This is a genomic window from Bacillus sp. CPT56D-587-MTF (genome assembly GCF_058792335.1).
The window spans coordinates 160,253-174,488 of sequence record NZ_JBYTEF010000002.1 but is presented as its reverse complement, the minus strand read 5'-3'; the positions used below and the strand labels follow the sequence as shown (position 1 = coordinate 174,488).

General features: G+C 37.5%; 9 protein-coding genes, 1 tRNA gene and 5 pseudogenes. 5 read left to right on the top strand and 10 right to left on the bottom strand.

The features are described 5' to 3' along the window. Nucleotides 1–180: 180 nt before the first annotated feature. Both tnpC and AC3WVZ_RS30140 read right to left on the bottom strand, forming a co-directional pair. Nucleotides 181–1,584 carry an IS66 family transposase gene (gene tnpC / locus AC3WVZ_RS30145; RefSeq protein ID WP_233935200.1) on the bottom strand — a complete coding sequence of 468 codons (1,404 nt, stop codon included), beginning with the start codon at nt 1,582–1,584 and terminating at the stop codon, nt 181–183. A gap of 67 nt (nt 1,585–1,651) precedes the next feature. Then, complete coding sequence (locus tag AC3WVZ_RS30140; RefSeq protein WP_233936861.1) at nt 1,652–1,957, bottom strand: hypothetical protein; 306 nt, start codon at nt 1,955–1,957, stop codon at nt 1,652–1,654. A 701-nt stretch (nt 1,958–2,658) separates the two neighbouring features. Between AC3WVZ_RS30140 and AC3WVZ_RS30135 the strand changes: the two genes are divergently transcribed. Together AC3WVZ_RS30135 and AC3WVZ_RS30130 are read left to right on the top strand one after the other, a co-directional pair. Beyond that, nucleotides 2,659–2,988, top strand: a complete 330-nt coding sequence (locus tag AC3WVZ_RS30135) for a hypothetical protein (RefSeq protein ID WP_233936860.1) — start codon at nt 2,659–2,661, stop codon at nt 2,986–2,988. A gap of 287 nt (nt 2,989–3,275) precedes the next feature. Beyond that, nucleotides 3,276–3,349: transfer RNA gene (locus tag AC3WVZ_RS30130), tRNA-Ile, on the top strand. A 164-nt stretch (nt 3,350–3,513) separates the two neighbouring features. On the opposite strand, the gene AC3WVZ_RS30125 is transcribed toward AC3WVZ_RS30130, so the two are convergent. Then, complete coding sequence (locus AC3WVZ_RS30125) at nt 3,514–5,112, bottom strand: esterase/lipase family protein (RefSeq protein WP_233936859.1); 1,599 nt, start codon at nt 5,110–5,112, stop codon at nt 3,514–3,516. A gap of 229 nt (nt 5,113–5,341) precedes the next feature. On the opposite strand from AC3WVZ_RS30125, the gene AC3WVZ_RS30120 reads away from it, so the two are divergent. Beyond that, entirely contained in the window at nt 5,342–6,400 is a 1,059-nt protein-coding gene (locus tag AC3WVZ_RS30120; protein WP_233936858.1) for an endonuclease/exonuclease/phosphatase family protein, read from the top strand. A 163-nt stretch (nt 6,401–6,563) separates the two neighbouring features. Then, nucleotides 6,564–7,271: an IS6 family transposase gene (locus AC3WVZ_RS30115; protein WP_233936857.1), complete on the top strand. Its 708-nt coding sequence runs from the start codon at nt 6,564–6,566 to the stop codon at nt 7,269–7,271. Nucleotides 7,272–7,388: 117 nt separating this feature from the next. Here the strand turns inward: AC3WVZ_RS30115 and AC3WVZ_RS30110 are convergent. From AC3WVZ_RS30110 to AC3WVZ_RS30080, 7 genes and pseudogenes are all read right to left on the bottom strand, one after another. After that, nucleotides 7,389–7,700 (bottom strand): annotated as a pseudogene (locus AC3WVZ_RS30110) (helix-turn-helix domain-containing protein); the annotation flags it as partial. 560 nt (nt 7,701–8,260) lie between these two features. Continuing rightward, entirely contained in the window at nt 8,261–8,845 is a 585-nt protein-coding gene (locus AC3WVZ_RS30105; protein ID WP_233936855.1) for a lipoprotein BA_5634 family protein, read from the bottom strand. A gap of 623 nt (nt 8,846–9,468) precedes the next feature. Then, nucleotides 9,469–10,194: a collagen-like repeat preface domain-containing protein gene (locus AC3WVZ_RS30100; protein ID WP_233936854.1), complete on the bottom strand. Its 726-nt coding sequence runs from the start codon at nt 10,192–10,194 to the stop codon at nt 9,469–9,471. A 540-nt stretch (nt 10,195–10,734) separates the two neighbouring features. Further along, nucleotides 10,735–11,747, bottom strand: a pseudogene (locus tag AC3WVZ_RS30095) (RNA-guided endonuclease InsQ/TnpB family protein). A 5-nt stretch (nt 11,748–11,752) separates the two neighbouring features. Next, nucleotides 11,753–12,138: pseudogene (gene tnpA, locus AC3WVZ_RS30090) on the bottom strand (IS200/IS605 family transposase). Nucleotides 12,139–12,525: 387 nt separating this feature from the next. After that, nucleotides 12,526–13,605, bottom strand: coding sequence for a tetratricopeptide repeat-containing glycosyltransferase family 2 protein (locus tag AC3WVZ_RS30085; RefSeq protein WP_233936853.1), 1,080 nt, complete (start codon nt 13,603–13,605; stop codon nt 12,526–12,528). A 233-nt stretch (nt 13,606–13,838) separates the two neighbouring features. Continuing rightward, nucleotides 13,839–13,979: pseudogene (locus tag AC3WVZ_RS30080) on the bottom strand (zinc ribbon domain-containing protein); the annotation flags it as partial. 13 nt (nt 13,980–13,992) lie between these two features. On the opposite strand from AC3WVZ_RS30080, the pseudogene AC3WVZ_RS30075 reads away from it, so the two are divergent. Then, nucleotides 13,993–14,228 (top strand): annotated as a pseudogene (locus AC3WVZ_RS30075) (transposase); the annotation flags it as partial. Between the last annotated feature and the right edge of the window lie 8 nt (nt 14,229–14,236).

Sequence of the window (14,236 nt, the reverse complement as noted above, 5' to 3'; positions counted from 1 at the left end):
TTCCCATCTTTTAATTCCAAAATCGCTATGATTTCTACGACACCACGATTCCCATTTTTCTTCGTAACTACTCAGCTTCTTCAAATAAAAAAACAGGCCAAATACATGTTTCCGATTCGAAAACATGAAAAGAAAATACTCCAATCAGAGAAAGAATCTATGCCAAATAGAGAAATTCTCTTATGAAGTCGTGTTATTCCAAGGAACCGTTCTAGTTTCTATGACTTGGTTTATCGCTTGTAAGACCGATTGTTTTTGTTTTTTCATGGTACTCATAAAGCTTCGTATCTGACAAAAAGATTCTGCGCCTTTCTTACTTCGGAAAGTCCCAGACACTTTCTGTTTTACTTTCGTCATCCGAATATCCCGTTCTGCTTGATTGTTATCAAATGGAATGGCTGGATGTTCTAAAAACCCTAGAATTCTGTCAGAATACTTGACGAAGCGATTCCATAAATTTTGAGAAGGCGTCTGCTTTCCTTTCTTCTTTTGTTTCGTGGAAAGAATCTGTTGTTCTTTCAATATGGATTGATACATAATAAACAGATTCTTTTGCGTCGCTTTTGGCATGGTACCTTCGGATTGCTTTTTCATCGTCAACGCTTGCGTTAGAAATTTCTGCATCTGTTGTGCCCATTGTTCTCCAGTACTATCTATAATTCCTTGTAAATCTCGTAAGAGATGGGCATTACATAAAACGTGACGACAATCTGTATACGCATCATACGATTTCCAACCATCATGCATCGCAATTCCAGAAAAAGATGGCAAGATTTCTCCAGCATCCATTGCTTCTTTTCCACGTTTTTGATGAATATGTTGCAATGTCACCTCCGGTGTACTGGCAGTATGTAACCATTGTGTTTTGTTTTCTACACGCATACCAGTTTCATCAAAATGGACAACAGGAGACTGCAGAATCTTTTCCTTTACTTCTTTTATGAATGGCTGCAATTGAGAAGCGAAAGCCTGTGTATGATTTACCAGGGTTCCTTCGCTTATAGAATGTCCAAAACAATCCTGAAAGAATTCTTTTGTTCGCTTCAAAGAAATGCATTGATAATGCGTTAAATAGGGAATCAGTCTTTTTATATTTGGACCATATTGAACAGGACGAGATACTGTCGAAGGAAATTGGGCTTCTTGGATAGAATGGCAATGTGGGCATTCTTTCTGTTCTACTTTATGTTCTGTCACTTCGATCTGAATAGGTGGTAAGTCATACACTTGGCGAATGCGATACCCTTTTACAGGCTCGTGGTTCAAGGAAGTATGACAACAAGTACAATATGTAGGAGAATGTGTAATCGTATGATCTGGAGTCGCTGTCAAACCAAGAGTATGTCCCTTGTGGCCCAACTGGCCACCCGTTTGACGATGAGACGGTTTGCGCAAACTTTTTGTAACGGGCTTACCCAAACCATCTGTAGAAGGTGGCTTATGACTATTTTTGGAGTTTTTTTTTGAAGCATTTTCTAGTTCTTGTATACGTTTTTCTAACTTAGAAAATGTTTCTTCAAATAAAGAAATAACAGCTTCAGGTCCTTTTTTATATGTATCTAAAATAATTTTTCGATCGACCATAAGATTCACCTCCCCTGTTTGATATACTCAGTATTTACAAATGGGAGGCATATGAAACTAGTAAAATTTAAAAAAGACACCGAAAGGTGGCTGAGTAGTTACTTTTCTTCTTTACATGAATCTCATATCTTAGCGTTGCTGTTTGCTTTTCTTCATCAAATAAAAAGTCATAAAAAGGGGACAACTCTAGTGTGTCTACTATACTTTTTAAAGTTTCCATGTGAGTATGAAACCCTTGTATATTCACCTCTGTACCATCCGTAACTTGCATATATTGGTCACTAAAATAATCTGATATTTTATCTAACTTCAAATCTAAGATAACATCTTGATACACTTGCTTTAAAAATGTATAAGCTTGTTCTTTATGCAACACGATCACTCCTTCCATATCTCGTTTGTCCATTCATTTCAAAAGGGAATAATAACATCTAATCTTACTTCATCAAATGTATTAAAAAAATGATGATGGTTCTCTGCTTTTTAATGAAGCTTTTCATAAATGGAGGCTCATTGGCTTTCAGAAATAGTTACAATAAAATACAGCGATTTCTATCACCTTCTTTTTATTACCATCTTAATTGCCTTTATAATCGCTAGTTTAGATGTTTTTATAAAAAACCTCCTTTATTTATAATTCGTATGAAATGAACCAAGTTTATTGTATAAGAAAAACCATGTTGTCCCTATAGCTAAATGATTGAAAAATAAATATGTCTTGTAGATCTGTATGGAGTAAATTTTTATTACATACAGAGTGGATGGCAGTTAAAATGAACGATTAAGATTGCGCATATTTCGTAGGTACAACCTCTTTAGGATTCCTATAATCCCCTACAAGTAGATATTCAAGGGTACTGATCAAGATTTTAAAATTCAGAATTTTAAAATTGTTTTTTATCAATATTTGAACTAAAATAAATCTATATTCTATCATTCACACAGAAGGGATTAAAAAGAGATGAAAATAGTTTTATGTTCATTGTTAGAAAAGTTGCTGCAAGACTATGAAAAACATCATTCACGTATGTATTTTATGTTCAAAAAAACGAAGGGGACTATGTTTTTACAGATGTGAATCAGGCATTATTACAAACTGTTCATCAACAAAGAACTGATTTTGTAGGGCAAACCATAGATACTGCACCGCATCTGGGAGATGAAGCAACAAGAGCAAAATTAAAAACCATTTATCCATTAGCTTGGTCCGGAAAAAAAGTAATTTTTTACTGTTTTCCAGATCGTAATGTAGATATATTTGTAATCACATATCTTGAACCTCAATATGAAAAGGGGAAAGTGGTACAAGTGAGGGGGCGCTGTGCATCCTTTGATAAAAATGAATTTCAGGATACGTTACAATATCTTGAAGAGTTCGTTACTTTTGAAATGCTACCTGAATAATTCACAGTAAGTTCCTTCTCCCATCACATATATCAGCTGTGTATATATGAAATCATAGTACGCGTGATTATTTTCTCAACAAAAATGTTGGGTACATATGATAGAATAAATCTAGATAAGGTTTTTATGTATATTTGTCAGTAGATTAAGAGATGTTATTAAAATTAAAGTGGTTATCAAGCTAAAGGAAGACACTCATGAGAGTGTTTTTCTTTTTCAAAAAAGGATGAGGGTTAAGAAAAAGATCATGTAATACATATATACTCCTTATCCATATGCTTTTCTAGGGACCTTTAGCTCAGTTGGTCAGAGCAGACGGCTCATAACCGTCCGGTCGTAGGTTCAAATCCTACAAGGTCCATCACTATTTGTATACCTTTCTTATTAGAACATGCATGGGTATGGACCATCCTAGTCCAGAAACAGTTACATGGATCATGATAAAATTGAAAATGAATACATGTAACAAACAGAAAAAGGTGCTCCTAGGGGCACCTTTTTCTGTTTATAGAATTTTAATATATATTACTTCTCAATATATATAGAACGTATAATCGTACGTGTGTATGGATGTCCGGCTTTATTTTTCCCTTTCACATCAATGGTAAAATTGTATACACCTGATTGCTCTATATGCTGTAACGTGGTAGATAACATATTTGCATCTCCTTGTTGAACGCCATCAGATTGTGAAATCAGTGTACCTGTCTGATCGACAATTCGAACCGTCATAGAAACATCCTCCGCTTCAACTGGGTTTTTATCAGCAGATTGGATTTGTAATTTTGCTTGATTTACTTTCAGCTTAGCCGGTATTTTCAAATGGAAAGGTGCTTCCTGTTGATACTGTACCATCGCTAAATAAGCATCTTTCCCTTCCGTATTCATACGTATCTTCCAGTCTCCCACTTCCATACTTTTTATTTGAAATGTATGAATAAAGGCCCCTTTAAAAAAGGTATCATCACCCGTTGTTACTACCGCATCCTGTTTGGTGTAAACCTTCCCTGATGGCGAAATAAGTTGTATCTCTACTTGTTTACTCGCAGTCAAAACCGATACAGTTCCTGCTGTCAATGTATCCACAGAAAACACAGCGCGATTTTCTTGATGTGGGATCAGCTCTCCGCCTAAAACCGTTTGGTTTTCTGTCGGTCCTAACTCTGTATAGGGCTCATTCCTAGAAGGCGCGGCAGACGGTGACCATGCTGGCCCCATTTTTTTCGTTCGTAAGTAAGGTTCTATGCGAGAAAAGACGGCACTTCCCGTTCGAATCGAATCATGATCTAATGTAACATCAGAAAAAAGGTGGGCACCGTACGGCAAAGTGGTACTCCATTCACTGACAAGGCCATCGTTATTTCCATATGGTGACAAATACAATCCTCCCATAGATAAAGCAGAAAAAGTAGGCCCCCAACTGGTTCCTGCTATCGTGTAATATTGATTGGATTTTGTGGCAGGATTACTATCAATAATCGAGCGAAATCGTGCCATTTCCCCAGTTTGTAACGCATACGTTCCTTCATCTTGTTGCCCTAGTAAAGAGGCAAGCCATCCCGCCCACCAACTATAGGATAAATCTGCTAGATGTGTCCCATAATGAGGAGATCCAAGTGTGATGACCTTATCAACAAAACGATGCGCCCCATATTGTACAAGAGCCGCTTGTGTATCAATGCCCCCTTTGCTATGCGCGATGATGTTGACTTTTTTTCCAAAATGTTGCGAAATGGCTTCTAATTTTGCAGCTAATAGTTTCCCATTTGTCCAAGGACTTACGGAACCTGTCCCAGCTGCATCATACAGTTGTACAAAAGCAGTTTGATAGCCAGCATCGTAAGCAAGGTCATACATCGTATTTTTTCCATGATAGTACGTATCTCCATACCAATCATTTGCCTTTCCGTTTTTTCCTTGCACAAATACAATCGGTGATTTGGTAGGGTCTACCTGTATAGGTGTTGCTCCCACAAACCAATCCCCTGGCCGGAATGTTTCTTTTGGTGGAAATACCTTTCCGTAATTTGGATGTGTTTCTGCAGATACAGAAGGTGCGTTATAAAAAATGAAAAATAAGAAAAGCAAAAGAAAGGATTGCAGTAGTCTTTTACAATGTTTCAAATGAATACCCCCTCATATTTTTATCTTTACATACACTTTCAAATGAAGATTACATCTTCTCGGCCCCCTTTTGTACATATAATTTCTCATGATATTCGGTCTCCAAAAGAGAAAAACCTTTTATTCTAGCCGTTTCGAGATATTTCTCAAAATACTTCCCTTATATCCGATATATAATGGGGAGACCTGGAAGGATTGTCTAGGAACATAGAAAAAGGAGGGGAAGAGGATGAAAAGTGGCATCCGAATATTGGTTACTTTCTCATTGGTTTTGCTCGGGCTGCCTATCATCTTTTTAGCTTTTATCACATGTAAGCATAAAAAGCCATCCGAATCTATAAATCTTATGATAGAAAACTCGCAAGAAAACAGATTACCATCCTATACGCCATTCCAAGTTACTACCTTTAACATTGGTTACGCAGGATTAGATGCAAAACAAGATTTCTTCATGGACGGAGGAACGGGCTCACGTTCTCGTAGTAAAGAACAAACCAAACAGAATTTACAACACATGTCGTCCTTTTTAAAAGAAGATCATGCAGATTTTTTCTTGTTACAAGAAGTCGATATCAAAGCATTCCGTTCTTTTGATCAAAATGAATATCAATTTTTTCAACAGGAGTTATCCTACCACGCTTCTACATTCGGTTATAATTATAGGAATCCATGGGTTCCGGTTCCCTTTTTGCGTCCCATAGGATATGTGGAATCGGGACTCGCTACGTTTTCGACCTACTTCATACAACAAGCAACTCGGCTTCAATTACCAGGGAGAGATCCTTGGCCAAAGCAACTCTTTGATTTAGATCGTGCGATGGTAGAACATATTATCCCGGTTGAAAATGAGAAGAACTTACGAATCGTAAATCTACATGTATCGGCATATGATGCAGGTGGGAATATCCGCAAACAACAACTGCAATACGTAAAACAGTATATGCATACACAGTATCAGAAGGGGGATTATGTGATTGTAGGTGGCGACTGGAATCAGCTACTGTCAGATATTCAGTTACAAGACCCCGCATTTCTAGCCGCCTGGCCCAAATGGTTAGTGCGTTTGCCCCAAGATTTTACAGAAGGAGGGTTTCAATGGGCTGTAGATTCTTCTGTGTATACGGTACGCGATAATCGTACGGCATACATCAAAGGAAAAAGTTTTGTGACCATTATTGATGGATTTTTCGTCTCACCTAATGTGGAAATCCTTCCAGTCAAGGGACACGATTTACAGTTTACACATAGTGATCATAATCCTGTGAGTGCTGTTTTTCAATTACAGTAGAGCGGAAAACATACGTTTGAATAAACGTTTAGGAGACGTGAATAAACATGAAACAAGCATATACAATTGTTGGTTCTGGTGCAAAAAAGTTAGGTTAATTGCAAGTAATCTTCTAATTTGGGATATACGGATACGATTACTCTACAAAAGGGATGTAATCAGTATGAAAAAGGACAATTTGTTTAAATGGAAGCATTACCCACCAGATATAATTTTATTAACTGTACGTTGGTACCTACGGTACAATCTAAGTTTTCGAGATTTGGTGGAAATAATGGAAGAAAGAGGATTATCCTTAGCACATACAACGATTATGCGCTGGGTCCATCAATACGGACCGGAACTGGATAAACGTATCCGATGTCATCTGAAACAAACAAATGATTCATGGCGAGTGGATGAAACGTATATAAAAGTAAAAGGGCAATGGATGTATTTATACCGTGCGGTTGATTCTGAAGGAAATACGATTGACTTCAATCTTAGTAAAACTAGAAATCATAAGGCTGCAAAGCGATTCTTTAAGAAAGCTTTGCAATCTTTTCATGCCTCAAAACCTCGTACAATTACAATTGATAAAAATCCTGCTTATCCAGTTGCTATCACCAAATTAAAGAACGAGAAAAAAGTGCCGTTAGGCACTCAAATTCGGCAGATAAAATATCTAAATAACGTAGTGGAGCAAGACCATCGCTTCATTAAAAAACGTGTACGCTCTATGTTAGGTTTTAAATCTTTTGGCACAGCTACATGTATGCTTGCGGGAGTAGAAGCCATGCACATGATAAAAAAAGAACAGGTGGATTTACAGAATCAGTCTGTTCGCAATCAAAAAGAATTTATTCATCAATTATTTGGATTCACAACGTAAAGAATGATTCCAGTAGGAATCCTCATTATTTTTTGGGAATGTATCCTTTATTTGCACCAGAACCCTCCCTTCTACTCCTCTTGATTTTGCAAAGCGAACAAGGTCAATTTTCGATCATTTCATTTTGTTGCTCACAACTGTAATATTTCCGTTCGTTCGTTTGCTTATTTGTGTAGAATTGAATCTTATTCTTTTTAGACTTGAACCGTGGCATATCATTTTGTGTCTTGAAAAACTGTGAAGAAGCATCTGTGAAGTTTTTAATGTGGATTAAAGAGCAATACTATCTGCTTCTTTTTTTATTGAGTGAGCTCGGCAGAGTAAGAAATATGAATTACTAAAGCGACTGCATCCAATCATTTTAGTAATTCATATTTTTTGTTTCTCATTTGGGTAGATACGAATTTTGTATGCTTTATTTACTGACATAGATCGTACCTCGCTTTTTTGTAGGATGATGCCTACAGTATACTTAAAGATGTAAGCTTACGCCCCTCACACGCTTGGGGAAGGAACATTCTATCAGAAAACGATAAAAAAGGTTACGTAAACCTCTCATGGATTTTTATCCACGGCAAAAAGACGAGAATTCTCTCGCCTCTTTCCATGAATTATGCTTTAAGAAGAAAAATCAAAGGTCAGGAGATAACCTTAACCATATTATAACCTATTTTTGGTATTATATACAAAAAATAAGGTATTGTTAGTTTCTTTAATTACTTTTTCTTTCTGTCGGCTTACCGATAAAAGTTAATTGAGCCGAAGAAAATTTTTGCAAAAACTCTAGAAAAAAGAATAGGCATTAGCCTCTAGGCGAGGATATACGAACCGACTTTCCCCCGCAAGACTCTTAGTCCTAAATATTAAGAGTGAGATAGGTGAAGTAAAAAAATCCAATTATGTTAGTATATCCCTATATCCTAGGTTTCAAAAATCGAATAGTCTGTGATTTTATTTTTAATGGTATTCCCATACTAATCGTCATACATTTATTTACTTAATCGTAACATATATGCCTCTCCTTCTGTATTATTACGCCAAGCTTGAAGCTCTTTTTTAGATACACTTTCAGGCGTAAATTTCAATATACCCGATGTCAGTTCTTTTATATTTAAAATTTCATACACTTTATCATCGACTATAATTAACTTAGATTGCTTTTTTCGGATAGGACCAGCTCCAATGACTGCATCCCCATTTAACTTCACAATAAGTGTATGACCTCCGACTTCAACTTTATCTACATGTTTTTCATCCTTATTTTGATATACGATCCCTTGTTCTGTTGTAATCTCTGGTAAAGATTCAATTGGTCTAGTTGTAGACTGATCTTGTACCATTTGTAACGCATGCATCTTCAGCAAAGCTTCCGCAGCTGTTTTACTAATTACTCTAATTTTCCCATCAAACTTTTCCTTGTATATAACTTTAACTGACTGTACATATTCATTGTCCCCGGTTACGAGCATGCTATCAGCACCTCGAAAAAACTCCATGATCTTGTCAAAAAATACACATGTTCCTCCTAACAATACTACTACAACAATCCCTGTTACTATCAGTAATTTTTTCATAAAGATATCGCTCCATTTAGTTTATAAAATACATAATTTGAATGATAAATCTAATTTCTGAATAAATACTGATGAAATTACTTAATGTTTTCTTAACAAAATAAAAAATACGAGCCTTTTAGATAGGCTTCGCTATTATTGCTTGCATATTCACTAGATAAGCAGAAAGAATCGATACAGCATTGTACACTACAAATTAAAAAACCATAAAGAATTAACCTGATCTCGCCTACAGCCCAAGAATTTTAGATTTTACATGTATGTAAATGAGGTAATGACCAAACCGACAGGTATTGTCGATTACCTAGATATTGTTACCGCCCCATTGTATCAAACAAACACCTATTTTCTGTCCCCATCCTCTCACTTATATACATCTTCTTTGATAGTCTCATTGTTTACACATAAGTTGGTCCCTTTTTAATCACACATATACCTATCCAACTGAGAGGCCTCTAACCAATTCTTAATCCAGTGACTATGTAACACGCCTTCTGATTAAGGCGTGAAAAAATCTTATAAGCTTGGCAAATTAATCTTTCCACCGCTGGTAATCATCGCACCTTTGGAAACATTCGTTCTCATCCAAACTTGATTATTCTCCGTATCCTAAGACGCTATACCTACGTCGATGGATTAACACGTACATTCCCAAACAGCGCCAATGATCCGCCCGTTGCGCCTTTAGGTCCCGTAGGCCCAGTCGGTCCTGTCGCACCTGCATCTCCCTGAGGTCCCTTCATCCCTTGAGGTCCTTGTATACCGCCTATCCCCGGAGGACCTGGGTCCCCTTGAGGTCCCTCTGGTCCTTGAGGCCCTGGATTTCCTTGTAATCCTTGTGGTCCTTGAGGCCCTGGCAATCCCTGCGGCCCCTGTAATCCTGAAAGTCCTGTTGGGCCTATGGGCCCTGTAGGTCCTGGTATACCAAATGATGTAATTGCTGTAATAGAAACTAAGGATAGAAGTATATTAAAAAGTTGATTTTTAACGGCAAGGCTAGAGGGTATTAATTCTGCTATAAAGATAGAAAGTGAATTATATAGAGCTTGTAATAAATTCGCAATTTGACTAACCTCAGGTGCTCCAGCTAACTGATTCACTGTTGTTAAAAGAAGAAACATACTGTATCTAGTCGCATTACGTCCATCTACCGTTGGAAATTGATCTCGTAAAAAGATGTATAATTGGTTTAATGATCCCTGTAATTCTTGACGATTAATAACGTCTGGATTTGCAAAATAAGCTGTGGCAGTCGTTTGTAGAATAGAAAATAAGTTGATGAGCTCCGTTTCTTGTATAGGTGTAATAGGAACAGTTGGTGTAATCATAGGTATTATATTTCCACTCATTTATTTTCCCCCCTTTTATACTGTTTTGTGAATCTGGCAAACAAGAAATATACCCTCCATTGTAAAATGACGTTTCTTGAAATATAGTGGATATATTGTAAATCAAACTATATTCCCCTCCTAATCAGCTTTCGATTCATGTATTCTGTATCCATTTTTGCAAACTAGTGAAACTATCTTTTTGTGTTTGTCAGAGGGAAATATAGTCTGTTTCTAACACCATTCTACATACCTAACATAATTAGTTTTATATGATGTGCAAATAGATCTAGACCGTGTTTATTGTAGGGAATATTAGTGGTTAGGGGTTGGATGTACTTCATTCGAATGAATGAGAGCTACTAGAAAGTGAATCTAGGTTAATAAGGGGTTTTAGTAAAATCATTTGACACTCCCACGGCTAAAGCCGCAAGTCCTACACCTTACGGTGTAACGGATGGGATTCCTGAATGACGAAACGTTCGCAGTCCATTTCTGTTTTGAACAGCCTTCAAGATGAGGGTGTGTCATCATCCCTCCTAAGACAGACCATATAGGTTCTTAGGCTGATTGACTATTACCGCCAACCACAGTTGCGTAGCGAATATTCATCGCTCCAACGATATCGCGGTGTTTCTCAAATCCGCATGGACACTTATATTTTCTATCTTTCGCCTTGTTTTTCTCCATGCATTTTGGACACGTTTGACTTGTATAAGCAGGATTCACATATTCAACCTGTATACCAACTACTTTCGCTTTGTACGCGATGAATTGCGCTAGGCGAAAGAATGACCAAGTGTGTAGATTTTTCTCGTTTTTACGGCTTGTTCGTGCCGTCTTTCTGATGTTCGTTAATTGCTCTAATCGAATGACAGAGATCGTATGATTCGTTGCGAAATCGACGATTTCACGACTTACTTTGTGGTCTTGCATCCACCTTTCTTCCTTATCATCAAGTTGTCGAAGGGCATTCAGTTTCTTCGTTTCTCCTAACTTCTTACGAACACTACGAAACTTACGTTTCATGTATTTGTTTTTCCTACCGTTTCCAAAGAAACGAACTGTATCATCGTCTGTGATGGCTACCGCAGGAACTTTGAGGCCTAAGTCTACTCCTAGAATTTTCGTTCCTGTTTTTTCTATTGTAGGGACCGTGACAGATATCTGAGCGATCCATTTACCAGATTTCTTTGTGATACGAAGGGTACCTAACTTGTGTTTCAACAAGTCGAAGTTGTGATTATGTTTGTCGATTCATAAAGTACGAACCTGTAAACGTGTTGACTTGCCTTTTATCATGAACGGGATGGAAAAGTGCGTATAGTCAAAGGAATCGTTTTGGTTATTCCACACACAAACTGGTCTTTTTAAAATCGGAACGATTTTGTATGCACTCTTTTTCACCGCACTTGGGAGATTGGCCTCCATATCCTTTGTACTTTTCTTTGCTTCAACAATTTCAGATACAAGGGCATTCATGACTTTTATATACTCGTGGCTACTTGGTTCCAATAGCATGATTGTTCTTTTGTCGGAAGCAATTTAACTTTGACCGTGATGGTTTGTGTCACTCGTTTCACCCCCTCTTTTTTTGACTTCCTACATACTGTTGTATTGTCTTTCCAGCAGTAGAAACAAAATTGGAACGAGTCCACAGACTTGGCAAGTGCGCGAGATGAGGGAACTCTTCTCTTAAACGCTTTGATGTCACTCCTTTGATTTTCGCCATTGTATCAGCAGGACTGCGTGTTGGAAGTGTATGCAAGAACAAATGAACGTGGTCTTTGTCACATTCCATTGCGACAATAACAATATCCAGTTCGTTACATACCTCTTGGACCAATTCTTTGAAACGTTCTTCTACTTTTGTGTGAAGAAAAATCTTTCTTCTGTATCGTGGGCAATACACAAAATGGTATTGAATGAAACAGTTGTTTTGGTTTTTCTATACTTATATATCATGTTCATTTTGTATCAGTTAGATTAAAAAACTGATACAAAAAGATAAAAAAATGATACCAGTATTTTGGATACTTAAAGTGCCACAAACCTTACGGTTTTTTGGTAGCATTCCGTATCCAACCTCACTTTCATCCCATGCCGAAAGACGATGAGCTTTCTCGTTCAGGAAGGGCTGTAATTATCACATGGCTTTCAGTGGACCTGACTTCTATGAGGATATATACACACTTTACCAATGGGCAAATTACACCTAAAATAAACAGAGAGCTTTTCTCAAAGAATCTCTCTGCATAACGGCTGAGAAAGAAACAAGGTCCTTATTGTCGTTCTCATATATAAAATTGTGATGGAAGCGCACCTTTTTAGGTGATCAGATAAACGGAGGTTTTATTCTTCCCCTTGTTTCTCTACAAGCTTTCGCAATTTACGCTGTATTTCTTCATCTGGTAGATACGTCAGTACCTGCTCATAATGCGAAATCGCTTTTTCCTCCTGTTTGAGATGTTCATAACACTCACCCAATTGTTTATGTGGAAACCACGTGCGAAAGGCAATTTTATCTTGAGACCAGGAATATGTTACTGGTACTTGGAGAGCCAGCTCATACCAAAACATAGCGGTATGGACATCTCCTTTTCGTAAGAACGATTCTCCTAAACGGCAACAAAATACAGGTTGCGGCATTGCATATGCCAGGGATTGAAATGCCACCTCTTCTTCTTTTTCTATATTTTGTATAAAAAAATAACACGAAGCAAGTTCATTTAGAATAAAGAGCCGGATATCTGGTGCAATCCCTGGTGTCTTTAAGTAAGTATTAAATATGTCAATCGCATCCTCGTAACGTTCGTGCATTGACAATTCTCTGCCGTAATGAAATAAATCGTGTGGTGTTAATGTGCCGCCTCGTTTCAGGTAACGTTCATATAAGTCCAGATTCCGTATGGAACGCTCATTATTTGGTGGTTGGTGCGTCACGACAATATCACTGGCCCAAATGGTATCTGTCGAGGGCACTTCAATATGCTCATGCACCACACCCGTCCATCGATATTGTTTTTCTCGCTTGAATAAGCGATGGCGGATGACACTCCCCGTCACATTACCTTGTACATCAAAATCAGCATGGTATTTCATCGATACGGCATCCACACTTTGGTCTAACACATTTTTTAACATCCTCAGCCTGTTCGCCTCTTCTCGCATCAGCACATCGTCTGCATCGAGCCAAAAGATATAATCCATGGTAGCATGTTGAAATGCTTCATTCCGTGCAGCTGAAAAATCATACACCCATTTGAAATCATAGACGCGCTTCGTCCATCTGTTTGCTATTTGTTTCGTCTGATCTGTAGAACCGGTATCCACAATAATAATTTCATCGGGTATTCCTTTTACAGATTCTAGACAACGTTCCAATACATGTTCCTCATCTTTTACAATCATACATAAACTAATAGTAACCATATTTCTCCCCCTCATGGCTTGAGATACTTATCGGGTGTAAAGCGTTTTGTTTCATATATATATGCACAAGAGATCACACCATACATGAAAAGATATACCTTCTTACGTTATGTAATACACTTTCCCTTCCTACGTACATCAAAACAAACGCTCACTACCTTTCCATCGCCACATGCAAAGATGGTTTCACGATGTTTCTCAAACCCACAGAGGCACTTATATTTTCTGTCTTACGCCTTTTTCTTTTCAGTGCATTTGGGGCTTGTTTGGCTTGTATAAAAAAGACTTACATATTCAACCTTTATACCAACTACTTTCGCATTGTACTCAATGAATTGCACGCGGCGATAGAATGAACAAGTATGTGAATTTTTTCTTTTTTAAAGCGTATTCTTGTATACACTACCGACACACAGCCCTGCTGATACAATGGCGAAATTCAAAGGAATGACTTCTAAAAAGTAAGAGAGGCATTTCCCCATCTTCAGCACTTGCTAAGCCTGTGGACACGTTCTAATTTTGTTTCTACTGCTGGAAATGTATCAAGTGAGACTATACAACCGTATGTAGACAGTCAAAAAACGAGGAGTGAAACTGTCTTCCCTATCGTACACATATGCTAAGCAAATTT

Bases quoted from the DNA above. Each gene is read 5' to 3' on its own strand.
- AC3WVZ_RS30085 (WP_233936853.1), bottom strand. From the start codon at position 13,605: ATGGTTACTATTAGTTTATGTATGATTGTAAAAGATGAGGAACATGTA.
- AC3WVZ_RS30120 (WP_233936858.1), top strand. From the start codon at position 5,342: ATGAAAAGTGGCATCCGAATATTGGTTACTTTCTCATTGGTTTTGCTC.
- AC3WVZ_RS30105 (WP_233936855.1), bottom strand. From the start codon at position 8,845: ATGAAAAAATTACTGATAGTAACAGGGATTGTTGTAGTAGTATTGTTA.
- AC3WVZ_RS30115 (WP_233936857.1), top strand. From the start codon at position 6,564: ATGAAAAAGGACAATTTGTTTAAATGGAAGCATTACCCACCAGATATA.
- tnpC (WP_233935200.1), bottom strand. From the start codon at position 1,584: ATGGTCGATCGAAAAATTATTTTAGATACATATAAAAAAGGACCTGAA.
- AC3WVZ_RS30100 (WP_233936854.1), bottom strand. From the start codon at position 10,194: ATGAGTGGAAATATAATACCTATGATTACACCAACTGTTCCTATTACA.